Below are 26,372 nucleotides of genomic sequence, written 5' to 3' on the forward strand. Positions count from 1 at the left end.
GCTCAGGCGTCCGCTACGGACGCCTCTGCCTCCAGCAGCGAGGCAAGCGCCACCGGCCTGCCAATCAGATACCCCTGCACATAATCGATGCCCAGCGCGTGAACCGCGCTGCGTATCTCTTCGGTCTCGACGTACTCTGCCACCACCAGCATTTTCTTCATGCGCGCCAGATGGCAGATTGAAGCCACTATCTGGTAATCCAGGCTGTTATTGACGATGTTGCGAATAAAGCTGCCGTCAATCTTGAGAATATCGGCATCCACGCTTTTCAGCCGCGCGTAGCTGGCATAGCCGGTGCCAAAATCATCAATCGCAATGCGTACCCCCATTTTCTGCAGCTGCTGGAGGATGTGTTGCGCCTGCTCCCCATTGCCGAAGGTGCTGCACTCCGTCACCTCAAAAATCAGCTGCCATGGCTCAATGACGTATTTCGCCAGCAGGCGGCTCACCTCAAGCGGGAACTGCACCCGACAAACGGTTGAAGGGGCCAGATTAATGGCAAAACGATGACCGGGTAGTTGCTCGCGGTGTTCTGCCAGGAAGCGCAGGGTGTGGTCCAGCACCCACAAATCCACCCGCGAGGAGAGACCAAACTCCTGAGCGACGGGCAGGAATTGATCGGGGGAGAGCAATAGCCCGTCTACGTCCGGCATCCGCAGCAGGATTTCATGATAGCGATCGCCCCGCAGGCCGCGAACGGGCTGCGCCAGCAGGGTAAAAGCGTTGTTATCGAGCGCCTTTTGCAGGCGACTCATCATCGCGACTTTATCCTTCAGGCTGCGCTGCAGATGGACAGCGCCACGCTGCTGAAGATTTTCCGGATGGTTGGAGGAGAGCGACAGATCGGCAACCACCCCCAGCTCGCCCAGTACCAGATAAAGATGAGTAACCGGGGAGCGGACATAGCAGTAGCTCACGCCAACCTGCGGCTGCAGCGGCATGCCATCCCAGACAAAGCGGAACTGTTTGATATGCTCGTCAAGGGTATCAATGCGCTGCTGGTGTGATTCTGCGTTAAGCCGTACCGCCAGGTCGCAGCCAGTCAGGTGATATACCTGCTCATTCGGCTGAAGCGTGCCGTTAATCCACTGCGCCAGCTGCTGTTTGTACAAAATACGCAGCAGCACGCCGTAATTTCGGCCCAGAATTTCCAGCTCCGGAATGCGCAGCAGGCAGAGCGCCGACCATGGGTTCTTCGCCAGATCGCGCGACAGCGCCCGCAGGTTAGGCATATGTACGACCGGGTCGAGCAGCGCCAGCCTGCGGGTGCGTTTATTCACCGCACGCTGGCGAGTCGCCAGCATCGACATATAAATCACCACAAACGAGAAGACCAGATAACTGGAAGAGGTGATCGCCAGCTGGATGTCATACCCCGCGTTCACCGGGATATAGTGATAAAAATAGTGAATAGACACCAGCAGCACCGGTGTCCAGATCAGCGATATCAGCTTATAGCCAAAACGCATCGCCCCCCAGAGCATCACCGGCATCAGCAACGACAGGGTGTAGTTGGTGGTGAAAATGGAGCTGTTTTCATTCATCGGGAGCAACAGCAGCGAAAGCAACCCGCCAAGCGTAATCGCCCACAGCAAAAACTCAACGAGCGTCACCTTTTTGTCTATCTGAAGACGGATCTGCGAGATAAAACGGGTGAGATAGCACGGATGACGAATCAGGCGGATCAGCAGATAGCTCAACGGCACGCCTGTCAGCCCGCTGACCAGCAGCGCCTGATAGTTAATGAGCGTGCGAATATTGAGCGGGTTGAGCCCCGCCAGGCTCTGACGACTCTCATACACGCCCAGATAGACCGCAAACTGAAACAACACGAGAAACAGCGTTGCAGGACAGAAGACCTGCCAGAACAGGCGCTGCGGCATCAGCCGGATATCGCCGTACCCCGTCATATTGCGTCTGGGGGCAAAAACGCGATACCCCCCCCAGCTCAGCACGAGAGGAACAATAAAATGCAGCACACCGGCGACGGTTTCAAACAGCCCGACCGCGTCGTAATAACGGATAAACAGCGATAACACAATTCCAGGCACGGCGGCAAAGCCAAAGAAGAGCATTAATACGAGCAGAAAAGAGAGCGGCAAATAATAGAGCGCCACAATACCGTCGCCCAGTTGCGTCAGGGTATTGGCTGCACTCAGCACGGGCATCAAAACCACTGGCAAAATAAGCGGCAGCGCCCACCAGCGGTCTTTATTGCGTTTCAGGAAAGCGAGAATGTTCATAGATGCCCGGTTTAACCCCTTTCAGTCCCTGGGGAACATAAAGACAGGCATCCGACCTGACGTACGCGCCGCCCGGCAACGTGCAGGGCGAACAGTGTGGAGGAAGGATTTTAAATACCAGGCTTGAGAATCCGTTGACCTAAATCAAACTAATTTACGCAAATAACGTTTCGCGGCGCTTTTTTGAAATAATTTTCCTCACGTTATCAAGATGGTAAATGCATTAATAAATTTCGATAACATCAGATAATGTAAACGTTGACGGTTATTTACACATTGCAGAATTGACCCCATCTTCCCGCTGTGCCTTAATATCCTTATCGCCCAAAAGGGCTTACCCAGGAAAAACAGAGTGAGTCAGGTCACGCGTATGCGCAAACGACATCGATTTAACACCCGGATGACCCGCATCATACTGTTAATCAGCTTCCTCTTTTTCTTTGGCCGCTTCGTTTATTCTTCGATTGGCGCCTGGTATCACCACCAGGACAAACTCCAGTCTCAGCAAACCAGCCTGACCGTCGACACGGCTGATCGCTAGCTCGCCGGAGAGTTTTGCACTAACCGAATAATGCCTGCTATCCCTTTGCTGAGGATTTTATCCTGTCGCATGACCACGGCCAGCTGCCGATGCAGCACCGGCGTCAGCGACCTCACGCATAGCCCGTCACGATCGGCTTTCTGTTCCACCGCCATGCGCGGCACAATGCTGTAGCCCAGCCCTGCGCGCACCATGCGCTTGATCGCCTCGATACTGCCAAGCTGCATCACCGGCGCGACCCCTGAGCCACTGGCAGCAAACCAGCCCTCGATCAGCGCCCGGGTACCGCTGCCGGATTCAAAGGCAATCAGCGGGTGAGCATATAACGCCTCCGGGGTAAACGCCCTGAAAGCCTCCTGCTGCTCCCGTGAGGCAATAAACACAAACTCTTCCTCCAACACCGGCAGAACATCCAGCGCTCTGCTACTCACCGGCAGCGTCACCAGCCCCATATCGAGACGGTTCTCCTCGATGGCCCTGACGATATCCAGGGTGTTGCCCGTGGTTACCCCCACGTTCAGAAGCGGATAGTCGCGGCGTAGCTGTTCCAGCAGCGGCGGCAGCAGATGAATGCAGGCGGTTGCGCCCGTGCCGAGCGTAATGGTGCCGCTCACATCATGGCTGAAGGCGCTCACGGCGCGGATGGCTTCATCCACCGCCTGTTGAATGCGCTCCCCATGCGCCAGCAGAGCCTCTCCGGCTGCCGTCACCCTGATGCCCCGCCCGGTACGCTCCACCAGTCGCGTTTGCAGAAATTGCTCCAGCTGGCGAATTTGCAGGCTGACGGCGGGCTGGGAAATGCCCAGCAGATCCGCCGCGGCGGAAAAGCTCCCGCGCTGGTGAACCAGACGGAACGTCGCGAGATAGCCCAGATTAAGCGTCGTCATTCAAAGTTTCTCTTATACCGCGCATAAGGTTGCGGCCCTGCCAGCACAATACCGCGGCCGTTATGCTCAGGACAACTGCATAACGGAGTGAAAACAATGGAAACACCGGCCCTGCCTCGCCGCCTCGCCCTCGCGGCGGGCTGTAATCAGCTCATCAACTGGGGGATCTCGTTTTATATGCCCGGCACCTTCGCGCTGGCCATTTCAGCCGACCGGGGATGGTCATCCCCGCAGATTTACCTCGGCCTGACGCTGGCGATGCTGGTGATGGCGGCGGTTTCTCCTTTTGTTGCCCGTCTGCTGGCGCGCTTTGGCGGCCAGACGGTGGTGATGAGCGGCACATTGCTGATCGCCATCAGCTGCGCAGGGATGGCGTCTACCCAGACGCTGTCTGGCTGGTACTGCGCCTGGCTGATCACCGGCGTCGGGATGCGCCTGTCGCTGTACGATGCGCTGTTCGCCGCGCTGGTCAACCTCTACGGGCAGCAGGCGCGAAGAACGATCTCACGCGTCACGCTGGCGGGCGGGCTGGCCTCCGCCGTCTTCTGGCCGCTGGGCGATGGCCTGCTCCACATCATGAGCTGGCAGGAGGCGTTACGTGTCTATGCCCTCGCAGGCCTGCTGAGCGCGGCGCTGATACGCACCCTTCCCCGGCAGCGGCTGGCGGTGACGACAAAGGTCAGCGCGCCGCCGCTGAAAAACGAACGGCGTAACGGCTGGCTTTATGCCGCCTTCATTGCCCTCATCACTTTTGTCTCTAACGGTACGTCCACCCATCTGCCGGAATTTATTGCAAGCTGCGGCCTGCCGGTCGCCATCGGCATGCTGTGGGGGTTCGGGCAGACGGGCGCCCGCGCGCTGGAGGTCGTGGCCGGTGCCCGCTTAACGCCCTTCTCCTTAATGCTTTTTACCGCTCTCGCCATGCCGCTCTGTTTTCTTGTGGGGATAAGCAGCGCCCTGTTTGTCTGGTGCGCCGCCGGGTTTGTGCTGGGCTATGGGGCCATCAACGGGCTGGTGACTATCGTTAAAGCCACCCTGCCGCTGGCGCTGTTTAGCGCGGAAAACTATGCCCGCCGCACAGGTCTGCTGCTGATCCCCGCGCAGCTGATGGCGGCAGCGTCGCCGTTTGCTTACGCATGGCTCAACAAAACGCTGGGGATCGCAGGGGCAATGTGGGTTTCCACCGGGTTAACGCTGGTGATTGCCGGTCTGGCGATAACGATTGTGCGCCGTTCGCGCAGGCAGAATGTAACGCACTGTATCCAGCGCGACACGCTGACAAACGGGTACAAAACGCCCCCTCCGGCAAATATCGCCGATACATAAAAATGGTCTTCTGTCTCCGTTATCACTCGCAACGGATAAGGAGATAAAGATGAATCGTCGATTTTTACTGCTGCCTATACTTGCCCTGGCGTCGGCCAGCGCCGGGGCTGCGCCCCTGGACAACCTCAGCGCCGCAGACGCCAACGGCCCTGCTGCCGTTGCCCCGCTGGAACACCCGCAGCCCCCCGCCAGGCTGATTGTCGATCCACCGCTCGCCGGTCCGCTGAGCAAAGGGGCGGTCTTTATTCAGTATCGTGTCGAAAACCTGCGTATCGAGCCGGTGTTCGGCCCTGATGCGCTCAGGGTGACCCCGCGCATCGGACACATTCACGTGGTGGTGGATGACGCGCCGTGGCACTGGGCGGATACCAGCGGAGAGCCGGTGATTCTGGTGGGACTCCCCGCCGGTAAACACAAGGTCACGATTATTCTGGCCGATCCGACCCATAAGCCTGTCGATCACAAAACCCTTGAATTCACCGTACCGCCCCATGCGGCGATCCACCATTTTTAAGGAATCTGAAAATGAAAGCACTGTCTGTACTGACGGCAGGCCTGCTGGCCCTTTCCGCCAGCGCCTTCGCGGAGAGTAAAACCAGCGTCGTGCTGGTACACGGCGCGTTTGCCGACGGCAGCAGCTGGAATAAGGTGATTACCCTGTTGCAGAAACAGCACGCAGAGGTGATTGCCGTCCAGCTGCCGCTCACCTCGCTAAAAGATGACGTGGCTGCCACGCAGCGAGCCATCGCCCGGGCGCACGGCGACGTGGTGCTGGTGGGCCACTCGTGGGGCGGCACCGTGATTAGTGAAGCGGGCAACGATGCGCGGGTGAAATCGCTGGTGTATGTGGCGGCGTTCGCGCCGGACTCCGGCCAGTCGACGGCGGATCTCGCGGGAAGCGTCCCTGCTCCGCCGGGCAGCGCGGGCATCGCCAAAACGGCGGACGGCTATTTATATCTGCCAACGGAGGCCGTCAGGAAGGACTTCGCGCCGGATGTGAAACCGGTTGAACAACAGACCATTGCGGCCACGCAGGGGCCAATTAAGGGCGACGCTTTCGCAGAAAAAGTGACTCACGCCGCGTGGTACAACAAACCGAGCTGGTATGTGGTGAGTCAGAATGACCGGATGATTAACCCGGCGCTTGAACGTGCGATGGCGAAGACGATCCATGCGAAAACCACGGAGGTGGCGGCGAGCCACGTGTCAATGGTAAGCCAGCCGGAGATCGTTGCCCGGACGATTGAGCAGGCGATTGAAGCAAAGTAATTTTTTGCGAATTGTAGGCCGGGTAAGCGCAGCGCCACCCGGCAAAAAACAGCCTCAGCGCCCGCCATCCGCGGGATAATCGCGATTAATCCACGCGTGGTTCTCTTCCCAGGTGAACATCCATTTGCGCACCGGCCCGGCCATCACGTTGAGGTAATAGCTGTCATACCCGGCCATCGTCGCCACCGGGTGGTAGCCCTTCGGCACCATGACCACATCACGGTTGTAGACCGCCATGCACTCATCCAGCGTTCTGTCGTCGGTGTAAACCCGCTGCATGCAGAACCCCTGACCGGGGTTGAGGCGATGGTAGTAGGTCTCCTCCAGATACGTCTCCTGCGGCGGGTTATCCGTGTCGTGCTTGTGGCTCGGGTACGAGCTGGTGCAGCCCTCATTGGTCCACACCTCAACCACCAGCAGGCTGTCGGCGGGCTTATCTTCCGGCAGAATATTGTGCACATAGCGCTGGTTATGGCCTTTGCCCCGCGCTTCAGCGTCGATATCCTGCGGCGCAATCAACCGTGTCGGGTATGTGCCTTTGCCGGGGGCGGCGCAGACCGCCAGCTCCAGCCTCGTCAGCGCCTTCACCTGCACCGTCTCCTGCGGGGTGACGTACACCGCCCACGGCCTGATGCGCTCGAACGGGCTCATCCGCTCGCCAATGTCGTTAAACTGCGCGGAAGGCGTGCTGATGGAGGCGCGCCCGGCGACCAGCACCAGACAGCGCTCTTCGCTGACGGCGGGCAGCGTCAGCGTCTGCCCCTCCTGCAGCTCAAACGCCTCAAAGCCGACATATCCCCAGCCGGCGCGTTCCGGCGTAACGCACTGGGTGCGCCCCACCGCGTCCGGCTGTTGCCAGCGTGATAGCAAACGTGACATGTCACCTCCTCAGATAAGCCCGGCGTCGCGCGCCAGGCGGCTCAGGTTGTTGTACCCCAGACGGGCGTAGGTCAGCGGGTGGGCAATCGCCGGATCCTGCTCGGCCTCCACCACCAGCCAGCCGTGATAATCCTCCGCTTTCAGCAGTTGCATAATCGGCGGGTAATCCACGCAGCCGTCGCCCGGCACGGTAAACACGCCGCTCAGCACCGCGTCGAGGAAGCTGGTTTTACGGTTTTTCACGTCCGCCAGCACGTCGGCACGCACGTCTTTGCAGTGGACGTGGTTGATGCGCGACGCCCAGCGCTGCGCCACTGCCAGCGGATCGGCCCCGGCAAAGGTCAGATGGCCGGTATCCAGCAGCAATCCGACCGCCTCCCCGGTGTGGGTCATCAGATTGTCCACGTCGTCGGCGGACTCAATCACCGTGCCCATATGGTGATGGTAGGCAATCTGCACGCCCTGCTGCTGCGTATAGCGGGCAAACTCGGTGAGCTTCTCGCCGTACTCTTTCCAGCGCGCCTGCGGGAAGCGCGGGCGCAGGTGAACCGGGGTCTGCTGCTCGCCGTGAATACAGCCGCTGACTTCGGCAAAGACCAGCACCTTCGCCCCCAGCTCGCGCAGCAGCGTCAGGTGAGACTGCACGGCGGCGATCTCCTCCTCCACGCTGCGCTCCAGCAGGCGGCCGGAGTACCAGCCGGAAACCAGCTGCAGGTCATGGCGCTGCAGGATGGGGCCAAGCAGCCGCGCTTCGCGCGGGAATTTATTACCCAATTCGAACCCGGCAAAACCGGCCTCTTTTCCCTCGCTCAGACAGGTTTCCAGCGGCGTCTCCGCGCCGAGGGAAGGCAGATCGTCATTCGTCCACGTCAGCGGGTTAATGCCCAGTTGTACACTCATTGTCGTCTCCATTATGCGTGTCCGCGCTCGCGCCACCAGGCGATAAGCTGCAGGTAGTTGTCCCGGATGCGCGCCACCAGCTGCGCATCGTCAATGTCGTGTTTCAGCCACGCGCGGGAGGCATCGCCAAACAGCGTGCGTCCCACGGCAAACCCTTTCACCAGCGCCTGTCCCGCTGCGGCTTTGAAGTCAGCGCGCAGCTGTTCTGCCGGGGCATCCAGCCCGAGGATCACCACCCCGCGGCAGTGCGGGTCCCGGCGCGCAATAATCTCGCTCAGCGCCGTCCAGCCCCCGGCTGAGAGCGGCGGCAGCTTCCACCAGTCCGGGTAAATGCCGAGGTTGTAGAAGCGGGAGATGGCGCGCAGGTAGAGTTCATCGCTGCGCGGCATGCTGGCCGGAAGGATCACCTCCAGCAGCAGCTCATGCCCGGACTGGCAGCAGGCGTGGTACACCTCGGCGATTTTCTGTTCCTGCTCCAGGCGCAGGCCGTGGGCGTCTTCAGGATGGAAGAAGACCAGGCATTTCACCACGTGCTCCTGCGGCCAGCTGATAAGCTGGGTGCCGATGTTGCCGTGCTCCATCTCCAGCGGACGCGAGCCGGGCAGCTCAATGGGGCGGCCAATCCACCACCCTTCACCGGTAATGGCGTTCAGCGCGTCCTGACCAAAGGTGCCGTCGCACAGCAGACCGGCTTTGCCCTCCAGCCCGGCGCAGCTTGCCGCCTCGCGGCTGGCCTGCAGGATCAACTGCTTCAGCGCCGGAATGCGCCCGATCGACGCGCCGCACTGCAGCGCCATGTCCTCCAGCTGGCTGCGGTGGTCGAAGGCCATTACACACAGCTCCGGCCATTCCCGACGGCGGGTAGTGACCCGGTGGAGATGGTTAAGACGCGGGTCGAGATCCGGGCGGGGCACCCTTGCGGCGCGCGAGAGATAATCATCCAGCTCGATTTTGCTCGGCATCGCCGGGGCGCAGCCGTGGCGCGACACCACCAGCGCGCCGCAGGCGTTGGCGTAGCGGCACGCCTGCTCCCAGCCCTCGTCATTCAGGTAGCCGCGCAGCAGGCCGGACATAAACGCATCTCCCGCGCCGAGGACGTTCAGCACCTCCACGCGCACGCCGGTCACCGTCAGGCCGTCGTCCAGACGGGGCGGAATGGCGCCGGTATAGACCGAACACCCCAGCGCGCCGCGCTTGCAGACCAGCGTTGCCTGACTCACGGCACGCACCTGCTCCAGCGCCTGAAGGGTATCCGTACTGCCGCCGGCAATGTGAAACTCCTCTTCGGTGCCGACGATGACGTCGAAGAGGTGCAGTACCTCCTGCAGCTCACGGGTGACCTTATCGGCAGCGATAAAGCGCGTTTCGCCGTCGCCTAAGGAGGTCAGCCCCCACAGCACCGGACGGTAGTCGATGTCCAGCACCGTGCGCACGCCGTGACGGCGGGCATAGCCCAGCGCCGTCAGCACCGCCTCGCGGGTCTGCGGGTGAGAAAGGTGAGTCCCGGTGATGGCAAGACACCGTGCGGAGGCGATGTAGCTTTCGTCCACATCGCTGGCCGTAATGGCCATATCCGCGCAGTTATCGCGATAAAAAATCAGAGGAAAGGTGTCCCGGTCTTTAATGCCGAGTAGCACCAGCGCCGTAAGGCGTTCTTTGTCGGTAATGAGATGGCTGGTATCGCAGCCCACCTGGTTTAACTCTTCCCGCAGGAAGCGGCCCATATGTTCATCGCCGACGCGCGCCAGCATCGACGAGCGCAGGCCCTGGCGTGCGGTGCCGTACGCCACGTTGCCGGACGAGCCGCCGAGGTATTTGGCGAAGCTCGAGACATCCTCCAGACGGGCACCAATCTGCTGGCTGTAGAGGTCTACCGCCACGCGGCCCATGCATATCACATCAAACTGCTTTTCCACGTTGATACCTCATCAGACAATGTCGTTCACGTTCAGCCAGCGGCCCTGCAGGTGTGAGAGCGCAATCGCGTCCAGCACGCGCGACACCTTCCAGCCCTCTTCGAAGTCCGGCCACATCGGCGCGTCGGCGGCTATCCCGTCTACCAGGTCGCGCACCTCCACCGTTTTTTGATCGTTAAAGCCAATCCCGTGGCCCGCGCCCATGCAGAACGCGCCATAGTCCGGGTGAGCGGGGCCGACGAGCAGGGTACGGAACCCCTGACGGTTCACCGGATCGTCATGCAGATAGAGCTTCAGCTCCGCCATGCGCTCCTGGGTGAAACTGATGGCGCCTTTCGTCCCGGTGATCACATACGACAGCCCCATCTTGCGCCCGCAGGCGACGCGGGAGGTCTCAATAACGCCCTGTGCCCCGCCCGCGAAGCGCACCATCGCGTGGGCCTGATCCTCATTTTCGACGGCGATCATCTCCGACGAACCGGCCTTTGCCGGACGCGCCGGAACCACGATTTTTAAATCACCGCAAACCTGCTCAATCTCCCCTACCAGGTACTGGGCCATGTTGACGATGTGCGCCGCGAGGTCGCCCAGCGCCCCCAGCCCGGCGGTCTCTTTGAAGCAGTGCCAGTGGATCGGCGAAAGCGGGTCGGCCATATAGTCTTCGTTGTGGGTACCGTAGAAGTGGATCACTTCACCAATCTCGCCACGGGCGATAATCTCTTTCGCCAGCTGCGCCGTCGGGTTTTTCATGTAGTTGAACCCCACCAGCGTTTTCACCCCTGCCCGCTTCGCAGCGTCGACCATCTCGCGCGCATCGTGGGCGTTGAGCGCCAGCGGCTTCTCCGAGTAGACGTGCTTGCCGTGGCGGATCGCCTCCAGCGCCATCTCTTTATGCAGGTGGTTGGGGGAACAAATATCCACCACGTCAATGGCCGGGTCGGCCACCAGCGCCCGCCAGTCTCCGGTTGAGCGGTTGAAGCCAAACGCCTGGGCGCGCGCTGCCGCCAGCTCCGGCGTGACTTCCGCCACCATCTCGCGCACCAGCCTGCCGCGCAGGTTGAACACCGTCGGGGCCTGGGCATAGGCGATGGCATGCGCCTTGCCGATATACCCGGTGCCAATCAATCCAATACGAACCTCTTTCATCGTGATCCTCACAGTGCGCCGCGACGGCTCTTGGCGTAGGTGTCAAACGCCACCGCCAGAACGATAATTAATCCGGTGATAATCTGCTGGTAGTAGGCCGAGACGTTCATCAACACCAGGCCGTTAATCAGAATGCCCATAATGATGGAGCCGATAATGGTGCCGCCGATGCGCCCGTAGCCGCCCATCAGCGAGGTGCCGCCAATCACCACCGAGGCGATGACGCGCAGCTCGAAGGAGATCCCGGCCACCGCCTCGGCGCTCCCCAGACGCGCGCTGAGGATGAAGCCCGCCAGCCCCGCCAGGCAGCCAATCAGCACATAGACGCTGACCAGCACGCGCCTGACGTTCACCCCCGCCAGACGCGCTGCCTCCGGGTTGCCGCCAATGGCGTAGACGAAGCGGCCCCAGCGGGTTTTATGCAGCGCCAGATAGCCGCCGACGGCGACGATGGCAAAAATCCAGATTGGAATGGAGATGCCGAGCAGCTCCCCGCGTCCCCACCAGCGGTAGCCCTGATCGAAACCGGCGATCGGCGCGCCGTCGTTAATTACCAGCGTCAGGCCGCGCCAGATGGTCATCCCGCCGAGGGTGACGATGAACGGCGGCAGGCGCAGGCGGGTGACGCCCAGACCGTGCAGGAAGCCAATCGCCGTGCCCATCGCCAGACAGATCCCCAGCCCAATCAGCCAGCTCATGCCGCCCCAGGCATTCGGGTCAACGGTGGTGAAGTTGTCGCCCTTAATCACGTACGCCGCGGTCATGGCGCACACTGCCAGAATGGAGCCGACGGAGAGGTCGATCCCGGCGGTGAGGATGACGAAGGTCATCCCCACGGCCATGATCCCGTAGATGGAGACTTCGGTCAGAATGTTGAAAATATTGCGTTCAGAGAAAAAATTGCTGTTCTGCGACTGGAAGAAGATCAGCAGCAGGATCATGAAAATCAGCACCCCAAAGCGCTCGAAGAAGGCGATGGGATCGATGCGTCCGGCACGTTTAACCGGGACCTGCGTTTTAGAAATCATCTGCGTCATGAGTTACTCCGTTATGCCGCGTTCAGGGCGTTGTGGTTGATGGCCATCATCGTCATCAGCCGCTCTTCGTTGGCCTCATCGCCGTGGATCTCGCCGGTGACCCGGCCTTCACTCAGGGTGATAATCCGGTCGGAAACCGCCATCACTTCAGGCAGATCGGAGGAGATCACGATCACCGCCACGCCCTTTTTCGCCATGTCAAACAGCACCTGGTGCACTTCTGATTTGGTCCCCACGTCAATGCCGCGCGTCGGCTCATCAACGATCAGCACCCGCGGGTTGAGCGCCATGCAGCGCGCGAGGATCACTTTTTGCTGGTTACCGCCGGAGAGCTTGCGCACCTCCTGCGCGCTGTTGACCATTTTGATCTGCAGCGCCTGGCGGTAGGACTCAATCAGATCGTCCTCTTTGCGGGTGTTCACAAACCAGCGCCAGTGCAGCAGCGAGGAGAGGCAGGAGAGCGACAGGTTGTCGCGAATCGACAGCCCCAGCACCGCCCCCTCTTTTTTACGGTCTTCCGGTACCAGCGCCACGCCCTGTTCGAGGGCATACAGCGGGTCGCGCGGCTGGTACGGCACGCCGTCCAGCTCAAAGCTGCCCGAGGTAAACGCGTCTGCGCCAAACAGGCAGCGCGCCACTTCGGTGCGCCCGGCGCCCACCAGCCCGGCAATGCCTAACACCTCCCCAGCGTGGACGTGGAAGCTGATGTCATGCAGGGCGATGCCGTGCGGATCCAGCGGCGGCTTTTCACGGCTCAGCCCCTTCACCGCCAGGCGAACGGGTTTGTCCTCATGGTGGGTTTCGCTGGCGGGACGACGGTTAAAGGCCACATCGCGCCCGACCATCAGGCGGATCAGCTGTTCGACGTTGGTCTCGGCCACCGCGCCGGTGCCGGTGAAGCGGCCGTCCTGGAAAACGGTGAAGCGATCGCAAAGCTGGAACACTTCGTGCAGACGGTGGGTGACATAGATAATGCTCACGCCACGGGTTTTAAGCTCTCGCACCACGCGGTGCAGGCTTTCCACCTCGCTGTCGCTCAGCGCGGCGGACGGTTCGTCCATAATGATTAAACGGGCGTTGAGGGTCAGCGCCCGGGCGATCTCCACCATTTGCTGCTGCGCCACGCTCAGACGGGCGACGGGTGTGGTCGGGGCGACGTTCAGCTGCAGGTAATCGAGAATAACCTGCGCCTCCTGGTTTACCGCCTTTTCGTCGACGATCAGGTTACGCTTGCGCGGTTCGCGCCCGAGAAACATGTTTTCCGCGACGGTCATATTGGGCAGCAGGTTGAATTCCTGATAGATAGTGATAATGCCCTTGTTCTGGCGCTCCACCGGGGAGTCATCCACCGGCAACGTTTCGCCGTTAAACCAGATTTCCCCGCGGGTTTGCGGCTGCGCGCCCGCAAGCGCTTTTAGCAGCGTCGATTTTCCCGCCCCGTTTTCCCCCAGCAGGGCGTGAATTTCTCCGCTGCCGACGGTCAGCTGGGCGCTGCTCAGCGCCCAGACGCCGGAAAAGCTTTTTGCCAGGTCGGTCACTTTCAGTAAGGGTTGCGACATCGGTCTGCTCCTCCTCATGATGAGCCGCCAGAGGCGGCTCGGGACATATTAGTTACCGGCCTCACCGATCCGCTCAGCCTGCTGCAGGTTCTCTTTGGTGATCAGCGTTGGCGGGTAGTCAGCCCCGGTGATGGCTTTCTTCTCACGCACGTTAGCCACCAGCTGGCTCATCGCCGTCTGCACCGCAAAGCCCGGACGCTGATCCGCCGTTACCGCCAGCCAGCCGTCGCGCACGCGGGCCAGCGCTTCCGGCACCGCGTCAAAGCCGGTGACCAGAATTTCGCCCGGCTTCACACCCTGGCTCTGCAGGGCTTCGATCGCCCCCAGCGCCATATCGTCATTGGCGGAGAGGATCACCTGCGGGCGTTTCGGCAGTGAAGGCAGGACGCTTTCAACGATGCGCATCCCTTCTGAACGCATCCAGTTGCCGGTCTGATCGGCGACGATCTTGTACTTATCCCCGCCCGCCTTCAGGCTGTCGCGGATCCCTTTGGTGCGTTCAATGTTGGAGGAGGAGCCCGGCTGCCCGGTCAGCAGAATGATCTCCGCGCCGTCGGGGAATTTGGTTTTCACAAAATCGCCAATCGCCTGGCCGCCCTTGTAGTTGTTGGCGCCGAAGTGCGGCACTTTTTTCTGGCTGTCGACGGAGCGGTCAAGGGTGACGACCGGCAGCTTCGCATCCTGAATTTCATCCACCGCGCTTGAGACCGCGTTGACGTCGTTCGGGGAGACGATAAAGCCCTGCGCCCCGCGGGTAATGGCGTTTTCCAGGTCAGCCACCTGTTTTGGCGAGCTGCCCTGGCCGTCCAGCACCTGAAGCTTCACGCCCATCTCTTTTGCGGCTTTCACCGCCGTGCGCTGCATGTGAACTTCAAACGGCATGGCCAGGTTTGGGGTACTGAAAACAATTTGCTCGTTTTCGGCGAAGGCGGCCCCGGATGTCATGGCGATGAGGGCGGCTACGATCAGTTTTTTCATTATTATGTCTCTCTGTGTAGGGTGGTTGTGTTTAGAGGACGATCTCGCGCTGGCTTCGCAGCGATTCCAGCGCTTTATCCGCGAGGTACAGCGCACGTTCACCATCATCGCCGCTGCAGTCAGGTACCGCTTCGCCGCGCAGGACCGCGACAAAATGTTCCCATTCCGCGGCGTAAGCGGATTTGTAACGCTGCAGGAAGAAGTGTTCCGGCAGCGCGCTGGTGCAGCCCTGTTTGCCGTAGTGCTGCACCTGGTTTTCCAGAATGTTGCCTGCGCACAGCAGCCCTTCGGAGCCGTGCAGCTCCAGGCGCTGGTCATAGCCATACGAGGAGCGGCGGCTGTTGACGATGGTCGCCATCGCGCCGGAGGCGTATTTCAGAACGATAAACGCGGTATCGATATCTCCCGCCTCGCCAATCGCCGGATCCACCAGGTTGCTGCCCTGGGCATACACCGACACCGGCTCTTCGCCCATGATGAAGCGCGCCATGTCAAAGTCGTGGATGGTCATATCGCGGAACATGCCGCCGGAGACGCGTACGTACTCCGCAGGCGGCGGAGACGGATCGCGGGAGATGATGAGCAGTGATTCCGGCTTGCCGATGCGCCCGGCCTGAGCCTCGGTTTTCACGCGGCGGAACTGCGGGTCAAAGCGGCGGTTAAAGCCAATGAACAGCGGCACGTCATACTCCTTGACCACCTTCAGGCAGTCGCGCACGCGGGCAAGGTCGAGGTGTACCGGCTTTTCACAGAAGATGGCCTTGCCGTGGCGGGCGGCCATTTCAATCAGGTCCGCGTGGGTGTCGGTGGCAGAGGCGATCAGCACGGCGTGAACGTTAGGGTCGGTCATCGCCTCAGTCAGGCTCTGCTGGCGGGCCTGATACTGCGTGGCGAGACGGGTGGCAAATTCCTGATTCGGGTCAACCACGGACCAGAGCGTGGTCGCGCTGTGGCTGGCGATGTTAGCTGCATGTACCTGGCCAATTCGGCCAGCGCCCAGTAAAGCAATGTTAAACATAACGGCTCCCGGTGTTGGTGAATGCTGTGAACTAACGACCCTATAAATAAAACATTTATTTCATTTTTATAAATAGTGAAAATTATGTTTTTGAGCGTGGGTTAACACTTTTGAGATGAATGAGATAAATTCTGTTATCAATCTCACAACATGGAAGGGAGGACATCTTCCCCTCACCCCGGCCCTCTCCCCAAAGGGGCGAGGGAGAAAAGACAGCCCCGAGCCTTCCCCTCTCCCCAGGCGGGCGAGGGAGAAAAGGCCGCACCGAACCATCCCCTCTCCCCTTTGGGGAGAGGGTTAGGGTGAGGGGAAATGAAATGAAAATTTCGTTACGAGGGAAAAACTTAATACTGACGGGCTTTTTTCACCTGCGCCTGCGTTTGCTCCGCGGCTTCGCGCACCGCAGGTGACGCCGCCACCTGCGCATCACCGGTGCGCCACCAGGAGGCGTAATCGTGGGTCATGGTCTTTGGCAGCACCTTGATGTCCAGCAGCGTGGGGCCAGGATGCGCGCGGGACGCCTCCAGCGCCGCCAGCAGGCTTTGCTCATCGTTCACCCGCCACGCGCGGCAGCCGTAGCTTTCCGCGTTTTGCGCAAAATCGACCTTCACCAGCGGCCCGTCAAGCTGCCCGGTTTCCGGATTGCGATGGCGGTTTTCCGTGCCAAAGCTGCCCATGCCGTGCCCCATCTGCAGGTTGTTGATGCAGCCGAAGCTGGCGTTATCAAACAGCAGAACGGTGATCTTAATGCCCTCCTGCACCGCGGTTTGCAGCTCGGAGTGCAGCATCATGTAGGAGCCATCCCCCACCATGGCGTACACCGGCTGTCCGGGTCGGGCGAGCTTCGCGCCAATGGCTGCCGCAATCTCGTAGCCCATGCAGGAGTAGCCGTACTCCAGATGGTAGGTGTCCGGCGTTTTGACCTGCCAGAGGCGCTGTAAATCTCCCGGCAGCGATCCGGCCGCCCCCACCACGATGGCGTTATCTTCCACATGCTGGTTGATGAGCCCCAGCACCCGCGTCTGGGTCAGGCGGGTGTTGAGCGTCTCGCCGTACTCCGCCAGTTGCGCATCCAGATGCCCTGCCACTTCGGGCGCGTCGTCAGGACGCCACTGGCGATCCCACAGGCGGCGGCACTCGTCGCGCCAGGCGGATTTCGCCTGAACGATCGCCTCTCCCCAGCCGCTGCGGTACTCCCCGAGCGCGTGGGTTAAGGCCTGCAGCCCGGTTTGGGCATCGGCTATCAGCGCGGTGGCATCCAGCTTCAGGGCGTCAAATTCGGCCACGTTCAGCAGCAGGAACTCCACGTCCGGATGGCAAAAGAGCGCCTTGGAGCCGGTGGTAAAGTCGGTCAGGCGCGTGCCGATGCCGATCACCAGGTCGGCCTGCGGCGCGAGCTGGTTGGCCGCCATTCCTCCCGTCACGCCCACCCCGCCCAGATTAAGTGGGTGGTCACTTACCAGCGCCCCCTTTCCGGCCTGGGTTTCAGCAAACGGCAGCTGCAGCGTCTCGACAAATTCGCGAAACGCCTCATGCGCGCCGGAATAGCGCACGCCGCCGCCGCACACCACCAGCGGCCGACGTTTACGGGCGATCAGCGCCCGCGCCTGCGCCAGACGCTGCGGGTCCGGCGGACGACGCTCGATGTGATGCACGCGACGCGCAAAGAAGCTCAGCGGGTAATCCCAGGCTTCCCCCTGCACGTCCTGCGGCAGGCAAATCGTCACCGCACCGGTATCTGCCGGGTCAGTAAGCGTTCGCATCGCGTTTAGCATCGCGCTCATTAACTGCTCCGGGCGGTTGATACGGTCCCAGTAGCGGGAGACCGGACGGAAGCAGTCGTTAGTGCTGATGCTGAGATCGTGATACTGCTCAATCTGCTGCAGCACCGGGTCCGGCTGGCGGCTGGCGTAGATGTCTCCTGGCAGCAGCAACAGCGGAATGCGGTTTGCCGTAGCGGTCGCCGCGGCGGTGACCATATTGGCGGCCCCCGGCCCGACGGAGGAGGTGACGGAGAAAATGCGCTGACGACGGTGCTGTCTGGCGAATCCCGTCGCCATGTGGGCGATGCCCTGCTCGTTGCAGCCCTGCATCACCTGCAGATGGCCCGGATCCTGCTCCAGCGCCTGGCCGATACCGAGCACGTTGCCGTGTCCAAAGATGGTGGCGACGCCCTCCACGAAGGGCGTTTCGTTGCCGTCAACGCTGACGTACTGTTGGTTAAGGAATCTGACCAGCGCCTGGGCCATGGTCATTCGTTCGGTTTGCATAACACCTCCTTTCAGCCCAGCGTCGGCATGGAGAACGCCGCGCCGGTCTCCTGCTGCATTTCCGGCCAGCGCGCGGTGATGGTTTTCATTCGGGTGTAGAAACGCACGCCGTCGTTGCCGTGAACGTTGAGTGCGCCAAAAATCGAGCGCTTCCAGCCGCCAAAGCTGTGGAATGCCATCGGCACCGGGATCGGCACATTGACGCCCACCATACCCGCCTGCACCTCTTCGCAGAAGCGGCGTGCGCAGCCGCCGTCACGGGTGAAGATCGCCGAGCCATTACCATATTCATGGCGGTTAATCAGATCCACCGCGCTGGCGTAATCTGCTACGCGCACCACAGAAAGCACCGGACCAAAAATCTCTTCTTTATAGATGGTCATCTCCGGGGTGACGTTATCGAACAGCGTCGGCCCGACAAAATAGCCCTGCTCGTGGCCCTTCACGCTGAAGTCGCGACCGTCCACGCGAAGCGTCGCCCCCTGCGTTTCCCCGCTGTCGATATAGCCCAGCACCTTGCTGCGGTGCGCGGAGGAGATGAGCGGCCCCATTTCGTTCTCCGGCGTCTGGTCTAGTCCTGGCCCAACGCGCAGCGCGGCAATCTGTTTTTCCAGCCGGGCGCAGAGCTCATCGGCGGTGTTATCCCCCACCGCCAGCACCACCGAGAGCGCCATGCAGCGTTCCCCCGCGGCGCCGTAGGCCGCGCCCATAATGGCGTTGGTCGCCATCTCCATGTCGGCATCCGGCATTAAAATGCAGTGGTTTTTCGCCCCGCCCAGCGCCTGACAGCGCTTCCCGTGGGCAGACGCGGTCTGGTAAATGTATTCGGCAATCGGCGTGGAGCCGACAAAGCTCACCGCCTGCACCCGCGGGTCGGTCAGGAGCACGTCGACGGACTCCTTGTCACCCTGCACCACGTTGAACACGCCGTCCGGCAGGCCGGCCTCTTTCAGCAGCTGCGCCAGTGCCAGCGCCAGCGAAGGGTCTTTTTCCGACGGCTTCAGCACGAAGGTGTTGCCGGTCGCCAGGGCAATCGGGAACATCCACATCGGCACCATCGCCGGGAAGTTAAACGGCGTGATCCCGGCGCAGACGCCGAGCGGCTGCATCAGCGAGTGGCTGTCAACGCCGGTACCGACGTTCGCCGAGTGTTCACCCTTTTGCAGATGCGGAATGCCGCAGGCAAATTCGACCACTTCCAGGCCGCGGGTCAGTTCGCCCACCGCATCGGAGAAGACCTTGCCGTGCTCTTCGCTAATGAGGCGGGCCAGGCGCTCCATATTCTCTTCCAGCAGCGCCTTGAAGCGGAACATCACGCGCGCGCGCTTAAGCGGAGCATGGCGCGCCCACGCAGGAAACGCCTGCTGCGCGGCGGCAATCGCCTGCTCCGTTTCCTGTGCCGTACTCATCACCACCTGGCGGATCTGCTCGCCGGTGGCCGGGTTGAAGATCGCCTGAACGCGCTGGCCTGAACCGGTGACACATTCGCCGTGAATAAAATTCGCTACCGTCTCCATCCTTAACCTCTCGCTGTTGATACGTGACTTGACCTGAACACTGTGTACTGAACACTATATATGAAACAAATATTCCATTTTAAGTTGAAATAAAATAAATGATGATTATTGTGATCAAGGATGGATTTTTATGTTAACAGCCAGCATCACTGACGCTGCGTGCGCTATTAAGGGATTTCGGGCGAGGAAATGACTGAAGCTTCTGTTTCATTTTTGCTGCCAGATGGATGGCCGACATTTAAAAGACGCGGTTTTGCGTTTAGAATCATAAGACTGTATTTGGGGGATAACATGACGACAGCAACCAGCCTGAACGAACTGCAGCAGCAAATCCGCGATCGCTACGATAGCCTGAGCAAGAGGCTGCAGCAGGTCTCCCGCTATGTGCTGGATAACACCAACAGCGTGGCGTTTGACACGGTTGCGGTCATTGCTGAGCGCGCCGATGTGCCGCCGTCGACGCTGATCCGCTTTGCCAACGCCTTTGACTTCACCGGCTTCAACGAAATGAAACAGCTGTTTCGCATGAACCTGGTGGAGGAGACCGCCAGCTACAGTGACCGCGCCCGGCTGTTCCGCGAGATGGAGAGCGAGGCCGTGCCGGAAACGCCGCTCGATATCCTGCAGGAGTTCGCCCGTTCAAACGCGCAGGCGCTGCAGCAGCTGGCCGCCCGCGCCGAGCCGGAGATGCTGGAGCGCGCGGTACAGCTGCTGGCCGAGGCCGACACCATCTACATCGCCGGTCTGCGCCGCTCCTTTAGCGTCGCCGCGTATCTGACCTACGCCCTGAGTCACCTCGAATGCCGCCCGATTCTGCTCGACGGCATGGGCGGGATGCTGCGCGAGCAGATCAGCCGCATTAAGGCGCGCGACATTGTGGTGTCGATCAGTTTCTCGCCGTACGCGGAAGAGACGGTGATGGTCAGCGAAACCGCCGCCAGCGTCGGCGCGCGGCAGATTGTGATCACGGACAGCCAGATAAGCCCCCTGGCGACGTTCAGCGATCTCTGCTTTGTGGTGAAAGAGGCACAGGTGGATGCGTTCCGGTCTCAGTCGGCGACGCTGTGCCTGGTGCAGTCGCTGGTGGTGGCGCTGGCGTATCGGTTGGGGAGTGGGGAGAAATAGCCCCAGAGCAGTCTGGTGGGCCGGGTAAGGCATAGCCGATACCCGACCGCCTGAAAAGCATCAGCCAGACATTAACAGCTCCTTATCTCGGGGCAATCCGAATAATTGACGGAAGAGAGGGAATTCAGACGTTGCCCCGTAATCTGTAACACACGCAGCAAAAGCATGATGCCGCGGCGGGTATCAGGATCGTTGAGCATGGAGAGCACCTGTCGAAGCGAGATATCCCCTTCGCGGTTTATTTGCTCTCCCCACGCCATGCGCAGCGCGGTTCCGCCTTCCCAGCCGACGGTGACAACATCTTCAAAAACGCCAGCCAGTTTTTCGACCATCGCGTTATCGGTCATTTCCAGCAGGTCTGCAACGACGGCGAGCAGATCAACCAGATTATTCAGACGATTGCCTGCCATCAGCGGGGCAAGGCTTTTTAGTAACTGTTCCTGGTCACTCATCAGAACATCCCCCTCACGACACCCCAATACAGTCCGCGGTTAAAGCCGTTTCGCAGCATGCCACCGAGTTTTGTCGCCGGCATGGGGGTAACGTCATTGCGATAGTCATATACCAGCGGCATGCCGGCCCAGAGCCCCATCTGCGCAACGGCCTGGACCCGTCCATCGTAATGGTTACCGCTTCCGGGCGGTCTGCCATACAGCTCCGCCACAATGTTATCCGCGATGATGGGCGCCTGGTTGTGGCACGATCCGCCGGCTTTACTGATCGGCAGGTCAACGGTATCGCCGATCACATACACCCCTTCTAAACCGTAGACGCCCAGCGTCTGGTGATCCGTCGGCAACCAGCCTTCACCGTTCTGAACCTCACTGAGCCCGGTGTTACGCACCGCTTCTACTGCCCTGATGGGCGGCGTGGCCATCAGGATATCGAAGTTCTGTGAATCGCCCTCGGCGGAATAGGCAATTTTACTGTCAGGATCGACATGGCTTAAGGTAAAACCGCGCTGATGCTGTATTCCTTTGGCAGCAAAAATATCGCCCAGCGCCTCCCCCACCGGACGCTGCAGGAACAGACAGTTTCTCAGCAATTGCGCGACGGTCGGATAGGTATAAACAATCTCAACCTGATTACGTACGCCACGCTGACGCAAATAGTCATCAATCATCAGTGTGGTTTCAATGGGGGCAATGCCGCACTGGTGGGGCACATTCGGCGTTTCCGGGAAAGAGACGGTAATAAATATTCGCCCCTTTTTAATGGTGGAGAGCTTATGCACTAGCTGTCTTGCCGCCGCATATTGATAAAAATGGTCGCCCGCTTCGGCAAGGCCAGGGATTTTTTGGGGGAAAGGCGTGCAGCCGGTTGCGATAACCAGCAGGTCCCAGTCGTAATGTTGCTTACTGGCACCGTAGAGCCGACGCTGTTTAAAATCGAAAGCTTCAATCTTATCGGTAATGAAGCGGATTTCCGGACTGAGTAACTGCCGTTCAGGCCGTGCCAGTTCATGGTGGTGAAAGAGGTTAAACGCGACATACATAAATGCGGGCTTGTAGTAATGCACCGGCGATTCGGAAATCAGCATTAACTCTACCTGACCGCTGGCAATTTCACGCCGTAATTTCCTGGCCAGCAGGTTGGCGACAATCGTCCCTCCCGTGCCGCCGCCGACAATCATTATGCGGTTTTTCATTCCTTTATTCGCTCATGGTTGTGAATGGGAATTCACGTAACCAGACCGCTTCACTGTTACGCTCAGCTAAAAGGTAGTAATGGAATAATATTTCGCAATTTAAACCATAATATAAAATTTAATTTTGTTAATCACACCATCATTTATAATATACACTACAAAATATAACTTATATCCCTGTAACGTAGTCTCTGGCTGTGCTCTCTTTTCATCACCATTATTCGCCAAAAAGCAGCTTTGTGTACTTTTTAGATACAGCCCCGGAGCGCTGTCCGTTCGCGCCATAATAGCGATCTTCTCGGCACAGTCGTTCCTTCACATCGCAGAAAATGCCGTTGGCAAAGGTGAACTCGGTCAGATCGACATTGCTCGACGTGAACACTTCGTTTGCTGCAGCCTTCTTACCGAGATAGGTCTCTGTCAACGCGCGGGATAATCCCTTGTCATTGGCGCATACATATCGATCGCAGAGCACGCCCGAGACTGGCGACTTGAGCCTGGCGGGGGTCCTGGCCTGGGCGGACATGGCGGACACGGCCAGCAGCGCGGCCACAGAGCATGCGAGTATTGACTTGTTCAAGATGATAATCTCCGTTGGTTAATGAGAGTCGGCTTTGCACCGGGCGCGGTGGAAGCATGATGAGGGTGAAAAACCCTGAGGGTTCTGAGTTTCAACAGGAAACGCCCCGTATGGCTTTTTGTTGACTTAAACAGTCGTCGAAAGTTCGGCTCGGTGGCAATTGTAAGGGCCCTATTCAGGTGAGTCATGCGATTTTAAAGAGCTGCACTACTAAGCTGTAAATGGAGTGGGCTTGTGGGGCGGGTCAGGTCCGCTCTGAGCGAGAAGCGGACCTTGATGTTACGCCAATATTTCAGTGCTGCTCAGTAGAGTAGGCCCTCATAAATACATCGAGAGAGTGTACCACCCTGTGTTGGATTTCTGTATCAGTTAACGACTTCCGTGCCCCGAGTTTTATTTCAAGGCTCGTCATACCAAGCCATAAACCAGCCAGATGGTCGGCGGCTTCACGGGCATTGCACTCTCTCAGCAATCCAGCTTCTATTGCTTCGGCAATAATCGTTTCCAACATCTGTTGCGCACGGCCTGGGCCGGCTGCATAAAAGCGCCCGGGCAGGTCAGGATGTCGGATTGCGGCAGAGGCAATAAGCCTGTCCCAACCGGTCAGTTCTTTCTGGTTTATGAAACGTACAAACCTGCTACCAAAAGCAGTTAAAACTTCCTGTAGGGGCAGGTTGTGGCGTTGTGAAAACTCCCTGTCGCTGATGGTCAGATCTGATTCCTGTCGCAGCACAGCTTCAATCAAGGTTTCCTTGTCAGCAAAATTCGCATAAAGAGTGGCTTTCGCCACCCCTGCAATACGCGCTATTTCTGCAGTCGTGACATTAAGCCCCTTTTCCAGAAAAAGTCTTCGCGCCGCCTGCACTATAGCCTGTTCCTTCAGGAGATCTTTAGGACGGCCTTTCTGTCGTTTATTTTCATTCATCATTTGCGTCCCGAAAGCAGCATGCTCATCATTAGTCCCCCTATTACTGTAATGTGCTCAAGAGCGATATGGAATTCTTGGGTACGTTTAGGTTCATTGAATGTCCAGAAAGGATGGCCCAACGGAATAGTGAGCAATGTAAATATAATCAGCAACATTGCCCCAACCCAGCCATACCCGGACCGGTCAGAAATCACCAGAGCGGATCCCCCAAGCTGACACAGGATGGTTCCAACTGCGAAAAAGGTCGGTACGGGCAGACCGACAGCAATCATTTCCTGAACGATTACGCCAAAGTTGAACAGGCCGAAGATGCCTGCCATCCAGAAAAAAAAGGTCAGCAAAATGCGCGAGGAATAGAGCGCTGCCGAAGAAGATTTTAAAGTAAACATGAAAATGACCAAATAAATGATTAAACAGACTCGCAAGTCTACATATAATTTTCAGACTGACAAGTCTGAAAAATGCGATCGATAGTTTGTTCTACGGCAACTTAGCGCAATGGCAGCTTATGGCACAGAGCAGATACAGAAGCATGATTTCCGCTGTGAGCGAGGTGCGAACTCTGACCTTTCATATTTATACGATTTACGCTCTGGCCTGATCTGACGTTTGTATCATAGATACAGGAACTCATTAGCATGATCGGAGATTGCATATGCTGATATATAACGTTTTTGGAAGGCATATTGGCGTTCAACGTAAGCATGATCGGTGGCTGGTATTTCGTGCTGACCTGACGGAGAGAAAGTTTTCTCGACTCTATGACATCGCTATTCCAGACGATATGACTGAAGGCGAGATTGCCGGCTGGCTGGGTGACATTTTCCATGAAGCCGCAACCGATCGTCATCCAAATGTGGAACGCATCGAATAAGGATTTAATGGATAGCCTTACATTGTGCCCGCTCCTGGCACTAACCTGACATGGTGTTGCCAGCCATGCCCCAAAAAAAGCCCGCAATCCGCGGGCTTAGTGATAATTTAGACCTTTTAGTACCAGACGTTTACGGTTGGGAAATCATTCCCATTCAATCGTAGCCGGTGGCTTACCGCTGATGTCATACACCACGCGGGAAATACCGTTCACTTCGTTGATGATGCGGTTAGACACGCGTCCCAGGAAGTCATACGGCAGGTGCGCCCAGTGCGCGGTCATGAAGTCGATGGTTTCCACCGCACGCAGGGAAACAACCCAGTCGTACTTGCGGCCGTCGCCCATTACGCCAACGGAGCGAACCGGCAGGAACACGGTGAACGCCTGGCTCACTTTGTTGTACAAGTCAGCTTTGTGCAGCTCTTCAATGAAGATCGCGTCCGCGCGACGCAGCAGGTCGCAGTACTCTTTCTTCACTTCGCCCAGCACGCGCACGCCAAGACCCGGGCCCGGGAACGGGTGACGGTAGAGCATGTCGTACGGCAGACCCAGTTCCAGACCGATCTTACGCACTTCGTCTTTGAACAGCTCGCGCAGCGGCTCAACCAGACCCATCTTCATCTCTTTCGGCAGGCCGCCCACGTTGTGGTGAGATTTGATGACGTGTGCTTTACCGGTGGCGGAGGCGGCAGATTCAATCACGTCAGGGTAGATGGTACCCTGCGCCAGCCACTTCACGTCGTCCAGCTTCAGCGCTTCTTCGTCGAACACTTCCACGAAGACGCGGCCGATGATCTTACGCTTGGCTTCCGGATCGTTCTCGCCTTTCAGCGCGTCCAGGAAGCGCTGCTCGCCTTCCACGTGAACGATGTTCAGACCAAAGTGGTCGCCGAACATGTCCATCACCTGCTTAGCTTCGTTCAGACGCAGCAGGCCGTTGTCCACGAAGACGCAGGTCAGGTTTTTGCCGATGGCGCGGTGCAGCAGCATCGCGGTCACGGAGGAGTCCACGCCGCCGGAGAGGCCGAGGATCACTTTGTCATCGCCAACCTGCTGGCGGATACGCTCAACGGCGTCGTCGATGATTTTTGCCGGGGTCCACAGGGCTTCACACTGGCAGATGTCACGCACGAAGCGCTCCAGCATGCGCATACCCTGACGGGTGTGGGTCACTTCCGGGTGGAACTGCACGCCGTAGAAGCGTTTTTCTTCGTTTGCCATGATGGCGAACGGGCAGCTTTCGGTGCTGGCAACGGTCACGAAGTCAGACGGGATGGCGGTGACTTTGTCGCCGTGGCTCATCCACACGTCCAGCAGCGGTTTACCGTCTGCGGTCAGGGAGTCTTCGATACCGCGCACCAGCGCGCTGTCGGTTACCACTTCTACCTGCGCATAGCCGAACTCACGCTCGTTAGAACCTTCTACGTGGCCGCCCAGCTGCATTGCCATGGTCTGCATGCCGTAGCAGACGCCGAACACCGGTACGCCAGCTTCGAACACGTACTGCGGCGCGCGCGGGCTGTTCTCTTCGGTGGTGCTTTCCGGGCCGCCGGACAGGATGATGCCGCTTGGATTGAATTCGCGAATCTGTGCTTCCGTGACATCCCACGCCCACAGTTCACAGTAAACGCCCAGTTCACGTACGCGACGCGCCACCAGCTGAGTGTACTGCGAACCGAAGTCCAGGATGAGAATGCGATGTTTATGAATGTTTTCCGTCATTGACGCTAA

At 59.1% G+C, this 26,372-nt stretch carries 24 protein-coding genes; 6 read left to right on the forward strand and 18 right to left on the reverse strand.

Annotated elements, in window-relative coordinates; genetic code table 11:
- Positions 1-2 precede the first annotated feature (2 nt).
- Positions 3-2,243 carry an EAL domain-containing protein gene (locus tag GM298_RS14690; RefSeq protein WP_266154357.1) on the reverse strand — a complete coding sequence of 747 codons (2,241 nt, stop codon included), beginning with the start codon at positions 2,241-2,243 and terminating at the stop codon, positions 3-5.
- 352 nt (positions 2,244-2,595) lie between these two features.
- Between GM298_RS14690 and GM298_RS14695 the strand changes: the two genes are divergently transcribed.
- Positions 2,596-2,784 carry a YfgG family protein gene (locus GM298_RS14695; protein ID WP_025758931.1) on the forward strand — a complete coding sequence of 63 codons (189 nt, stop codon included), beginning with the start codon at positions 2,596-2,598 and terminating at the stop codon, positions 2,782-2,784.
- On the opposite strand, the gene GM298_RS14700 is transcribed toward GM298_RS14695, so the two are convergent.
- Entirely contained in the window at positions 2,781-3,671 is an 891-nt protein-coding gene (locus GM298_RS14700) for a LysR family transcriptional regulator (protein WP_266154358.1), read from the reverse strand. The two genes, GM298_RS14695 and GM298_RS14700, sit on opposite strands and share 4 nt — an antisense overlap.
- A gap of 96 nt (positions 3,672-3,767) precedes the next feature.
- Between GM298_RS14700 and GM298_RS14705 the strand changes: the two genes are divergently transcribed.
- The 3 genes from GM298_RS14705 to GM298_RS14715 are packed head-to-tail and all read left to right on the forward strand — an operon-like array spanning position 3,768 to position 6,266.
- Complete coding sequence (locus tag GM298_RS14705) at positions 3,768-4,997, forward strand: MFS transporter (RefSeq protein WP_266154359.1); 1,230 nt, start codon at positions 3,768-3,770, stop codon at positions 4,995-4,997.
- Between the two features lie 49 nt (positions 4,998-5,046).
- Complete coding sequence (locus tag GM298_RS14710) at positions 5,047-5,511, forward strand: DUF6130 family protein (RefSeq protein WP_266154360.1); 465 nt, start codon at positions 5,047-5,049, stop codon at positions 5,509-5,511.
- Positions 5,512-5,522: 11 nt separating this feature from the next.
- A complete protein-coding gene (locus GM298_RS14715) occupies positions 5,523-6,266 on the forward strand; it encodes an alpha/beta fold hydrolase (protein WP_266154361.1) in 744 nt (247 codons plus the stop codon).
- 54 nt (positions 6,267-6,320) lie between these two features.
- Here the strand turns inward: GM298_RS14715 and iolB are convergent, their stop codons facing one another.
- The 10 genes from iolB to GM298_RS14765 all read right to left on the reverse strand — a co-directional run bounded on the left by iolB (position 6,321) and on the right by GM298_RS14765 (position 19,486).
- Positions 6,321-7,145 (reverse strand): 5-deoxy-glucuronate isomerase, encoded by an 825-nt coding sequence (gene iolB / locus GM298_RS14720; RefSeq protein WP_266154362.1) that lies wholly within the window; start codon positions 7,143-7,145, stop codon positions 6,321-6,323.
- Between the two features lie 9 nt (positions 7,146-7,154).
- Complete coding sequence (gene iolE, locus GM298_RS14725; RefSeq protein WP_266154364.1) at positions 7,155-8,045, reverse strand: myo-inosose-2 dehydratase; 891 nt, start codon at positions 8,043-8,045, stop codon at positions 7,155-7,157.
- A gap of 11 nt (positions 8,046-8,056) precedes the next feature.
- Positions 8,057-9,961, reverse strand: a complete 1,905-nt coding sequence (locus tag GM298_RS14730; protein WP_266154366.1) for a bifunctional 5-dehydro-2-deoxygluconokinase/5-dehydro-2-deoxyphosphogluconate aldolase — start codon at positions 9,959-9,961, stop codon at positions 8,057-8,059.
- A gap of 12 nt (positions 9,962-9,973) precedes the next feature.
- Positions 9,974-11,107: a Gfo/Idh/MocA family protein gene (locus tag GM298_RS14735; RefSeq protein ID WP_045284573.1), complete on the reverse strand. Its 1,134-nt coding sequence runs from the start codon at positions 11,105-11,107 to the stop codon at positions 9,974-9,976.
- Positions 11,108-11,115: 8 nt separating this feature from the next.
- Complete coding sequence (locus GM298_RS14740) at positions 11,116-12,144, reverse strand: ABC transporter permease (protein WP_025758920.1); 1,029 nt, start codon at positions 12,142-12,144, stop codon at positions 11,116-11,118.
- A gap of 11 nt (positions 12,145-12,155) precedes the next feature.
- Complete coding sequence (locus tag GM298_RS14745) at positions 12,156-13,703, reverse strand: sugar ABC transporter ATP-binding protein (RefSeq protein ID WP_047959216.1); 1,548 nt, start codon at positions 13,701-13,703, stop codon at positions 12,156-12,158.
- Between the two features lie 48 nt (positions 13,704-13,751).
- Entirely contained in the window at positions 13,752-14,681 is a 930-nt protein-coding gene (locus GM298_RS14750) for a sugar ABC transporter substrate-binding protein (protein WP_025758918.1), read from the reverse strand.
- A gap of 31 nt (positions 14,682-14,712) precedes the next feature.
- Positions 14,713-15,699: an inositol 2-dehydrogenase gene (gene iolG, locus GM298_RS14755; RefSeq protein ID WP_045284575.1), complete on the reverse strand. Its 987-nt coding sequence runs from the start codon at positions 15,697-15,699 to the stop codon at positions 14,713-14,715.
- Positions 15,700-16,043: 344 nt separating this feature from the next.
- On the reverse strand, positions 16,044-17,969 hold the full coding sequence (gene iolD / locus GM298_RS14760) for a 3D-(3,5/4)-trihydroxycyclohexane-1,2-dione acylhydrolase (decyclizing) (RefSeq protein WP_262784225.1): 1,926 nt from the start codon (positions 17,967-17,969) through the stop codon (positions 16,044-16,046).
- 11 nt (positions 17,970-17,980) lie between these two features.
- Positions 17,981-19,486 (reverse strand): CoA-acylating methylmalonate-semialdehyde dehydrogenase, encoded by a 1,506-nt coding sequence (locus GM298_RS14765; protein WP_262784224.1) that lies wholly within the window; start codon positions 19,484-19,486, stop codon positions 17,981-17,983.
- A gap of 291 nt (positions 19,487-19,777) precedes the next feature.
- Here GM298_RS14765 and GM298_RS14770 point away from each other — a divergent pair, with 291 nt between their 5' ends.
- Positions 19,778-20,611 (forward strand): MurR/RpiR family transcriptional regulator, encoded by an 834-nt coding sequence (locus GM298_RS14770; RefSeq protein ID WP_045284578.1) that lies wholly within the window; start codon positions 19,778-19,780, stop codon positions 20,609-20,611.
- A 71-nt stretch (positions 20,612-20,682) separates the two neighbouring features.
- Here the strand turns inward: GM298_RS14770 and GM298_RS14775 are convergent, their stop codons facing one another.
- From GM298_RS14775 to GM298_RS14795, 5 genes are all read right to left on the reverse strand, one after another.
- Positions 20,683-21,063: a DUF1641 domain-containing protein gene (locus GM298_RS14775; RefSeq protein ID WP_266154367.1), complete on the reverse strand. Its 381-nt coding sequence runs from the start codon at positions 21,061-21,063 to the stop codon at positions 20,683-20,685.
- Entirely contained in the window at positions 21,063-22,259 is a 1,197-nt protein-coding gene (locus GM298_RS14780) for an NAD(P)/FAD-dependent oxidoreductase (RefSeq protein ID WP_266154368.1), read from the reverse strand. The genes GM298_RS14775 and GM298_RS14780 overlap by 1 nt, the downstream gene beginning before the upstream one ends.
- Before the next feature lie 217 nt (positions 22,260-22,476).
- Positions 22,477-22,812 (reverse strand): YcgJ family protein, encoded by a 336-nt coding sequence (locus GM298_RS14785; RefSeq protein WP_323138570.1) that lies wholly within the window; start codon positions 22,810-22,812, stop codon positions 22,477-22,479.
- Positions 22,813-23,131: 319 nt separating this feature from the next.
- Positions 23,132-23,764, reverse strand: a complete 633-nt coding sequence (locus GM298_RS14790) for a TetR/AcrR family transcriptional regulator (protein ID WP_266154391.1) — start codon at positions 23,762-23,764, stop codon at positions 23,132-23,134.
- A complete protein-coding gene (locus GM298_RS14795) occupies positions 23,764-24,156 on the reverse strand; it encodes a DoxX family protein (RefSeq protein ID WP_048998590.1) in 393 nt (130 codons plus the stop codon). The genes GM298_RS14790 and GM298_RS14795 overlap by 1 nt, the downstream gene beginning before the upstream one ends.
- A gap of 266 nt (positions 24,157-24,422) precedes the next feature.
- On the opposite strand from GM298_RS14795, the gene GM298_RS14800 reads away from it, so the two are divergent.
- Positions 24,423-24,641 carry a hypothetical protein gene (locus GM298_RS14800; RefSeq protein ID WP_032648750.1) on the forward strand — a complete coding sequence of 73 codons (219 nt, stop codon included), beginning with the start codon at positions 24,423-24,425 and terminating at the stop codon, positions 24,639-24,641.
- A gap of 144 nt (positions 24,642-24,785) precedes the next feature.
- Here the strand turns inward: GM298_RS14800 and guaA are convergent, their stop codons facing one another.
- A complete protein-coding gene (guaA, locus tag GM298_RS14805; RefSeq protein ID WP_023294284.1) occupies positions 24,786-26,363 on the reverse strand; it encodes a glutamine-hydrolyzing GMP synthase in 1,578 nt (525 codons plus the stop codon).
- Positions 26,364-26,372 lie beyond the last annotated feature (9 nt).

The organism is Enterobacter sp. HSTU-ASh6 (assembly GCF_026319105.1).
Classification (GTDB): Bacteria; Pseudomonadota; Gammaproteobacteria; order Enterobacterales; family Enterobacteriaceae; genus Enterobacter; species Enterobacter sichuanensis.

Coding starts and splice junctions, on each gene's coding strand:
- GM298_RS14690 (WP_266154357.1), bottom strand. CDS start 2,243: ATGAACATTCTCGCTTTCCTGAAACGCAATAAAGACCGCTGGTGGGCG.
- GM298_RS14700 (WP_266154358.1), bottom strand. CDS start 3,671: ATGACGACGCTTAATCTGGGCTATCTCGCGACGTTCCGTCTGGTTCAC.
- GM298_RS14705 (WP_266154359.1), top strand. CDS start 3,768: ATGGAAACACCGGCCCTGCCTCGCCGCCTCGCCCTCGCGGCGGGCTGT.
- GM298_RS14710 (WP_266154360.1), top strand. CDS start 5,047: ATGAATCGTCGATTTTTACTGCTGCCTATACTTGCCCTGGCGTCGGCC.
- GM298_RS14715 (WP_266154361.1), top strand. CDS start 5,523: ATGAAAGCACTGTCTGTACTGACGGCAGGCCTGCTGGCCCTTTCCGCC.
- iolB (WP_266154362.1), bottom strand. CDS start 7,145: ATGTCACGTTTGCTATCACGCTGGCAACAGCCGGACGCGGTGGGGCGC.
- iolE (WP_266154364.1), bottom strand. CDS start 8,045: ATGAGTGTACAACTGGGCATTAACCCGCTGACGTGGACGAATGACGAT.
- GM298_RS14735 (WP_045284573.1), bottom strand. CDS start 11,107: ATGAAAGAGGTTCGTATTGGATTGATTGGCACCGGGTATATCGGCAAG.
- GM298_RS14740 (WP_025758920.1), bottom strand. CDS start 12,144: ATGACGCAGATGATTTCTAAAACGCAGGTCCCGGTTAAACGTGCCGGA.
- GM298_RS14745 (WP_047959216.1), bottom strand. CDS start 13,703: ATGTCGCAACCCTTACTGAAAGTGACCGACCTGGCAAAAAGCTTTTCC.
- GM298_RS14750 (WP_025758918.1), bottom strand. CDS start 14,681: ATGAAAAAACTGATCGTAGCCGCCCTCATCGCCATGACATCCGGGGCC.
- iolG (WP_045284575.1), bottom strand. CDS start 15,699: ATGTTTAACATTGCTTTACTGGGCGCTGGCCGAATTGGCCAGGTACAT.
- iolD (WP_262784225.1), bottom strand. CDS start 17,969: ATGCAAACCGAACGAATGACCATGGCCCAGGCGCTGGTCAGATTCCTT.
- GM298_RS14765 (WP_262784224.1), bottom strand. CDS start 19,486: ATGGAGACGGTAGCGAATTTTATTCACGGCGAATGTGTCACCGGTTCA.
- GM298_RS14770 (WP_045284578.1), top strand. CDS start 19,778: ATGACGACAGCAACCAGCCTGAACGAACTGCAGCAGCAAATCCGCGAT.
- GM298_RS14775 (WP_266154367.1), bottom strand. CDS start 21,063: ATGAGTGACCAGGAACAGTTACTAAAAAGCCTTGCCCCGCTGATGGCA.
- GM298_RS14780 (WP_266154368.1), bottom strand. CDS start 22,259: ATGAAAAACCGCATAATGATTGTCGGCGGCGGCACGGGAGGGACGATT.
- GM298_RS14790 (WP_266154391.1), bottom strand. CDS start 23,764: ATGAATGAAAATAAACGACAGAAAGGCCGTCCTAAAGATCTCCTGAAG.
- GM298_RS14795 (WP_048998590.1), bottom strand. CDS start 24,156: ATGTTTACTTTAAAATCTTCTTCGGCAGCGCTCTATTCCTCGCGCATT.
- GM298_RS14800 (WP_032648750.1), top strand. CDS start 24,423: ATGCTGATATATAACGTTTTTGGAAGGCATATTGGCGTTCAACGTAAG.
- guaA (WP_023294284.1), bottom strand. CDS start 26,363: ATGACGGAAAACATTCATAAACATCGCATTCTCATCCTGGACTTCGGT.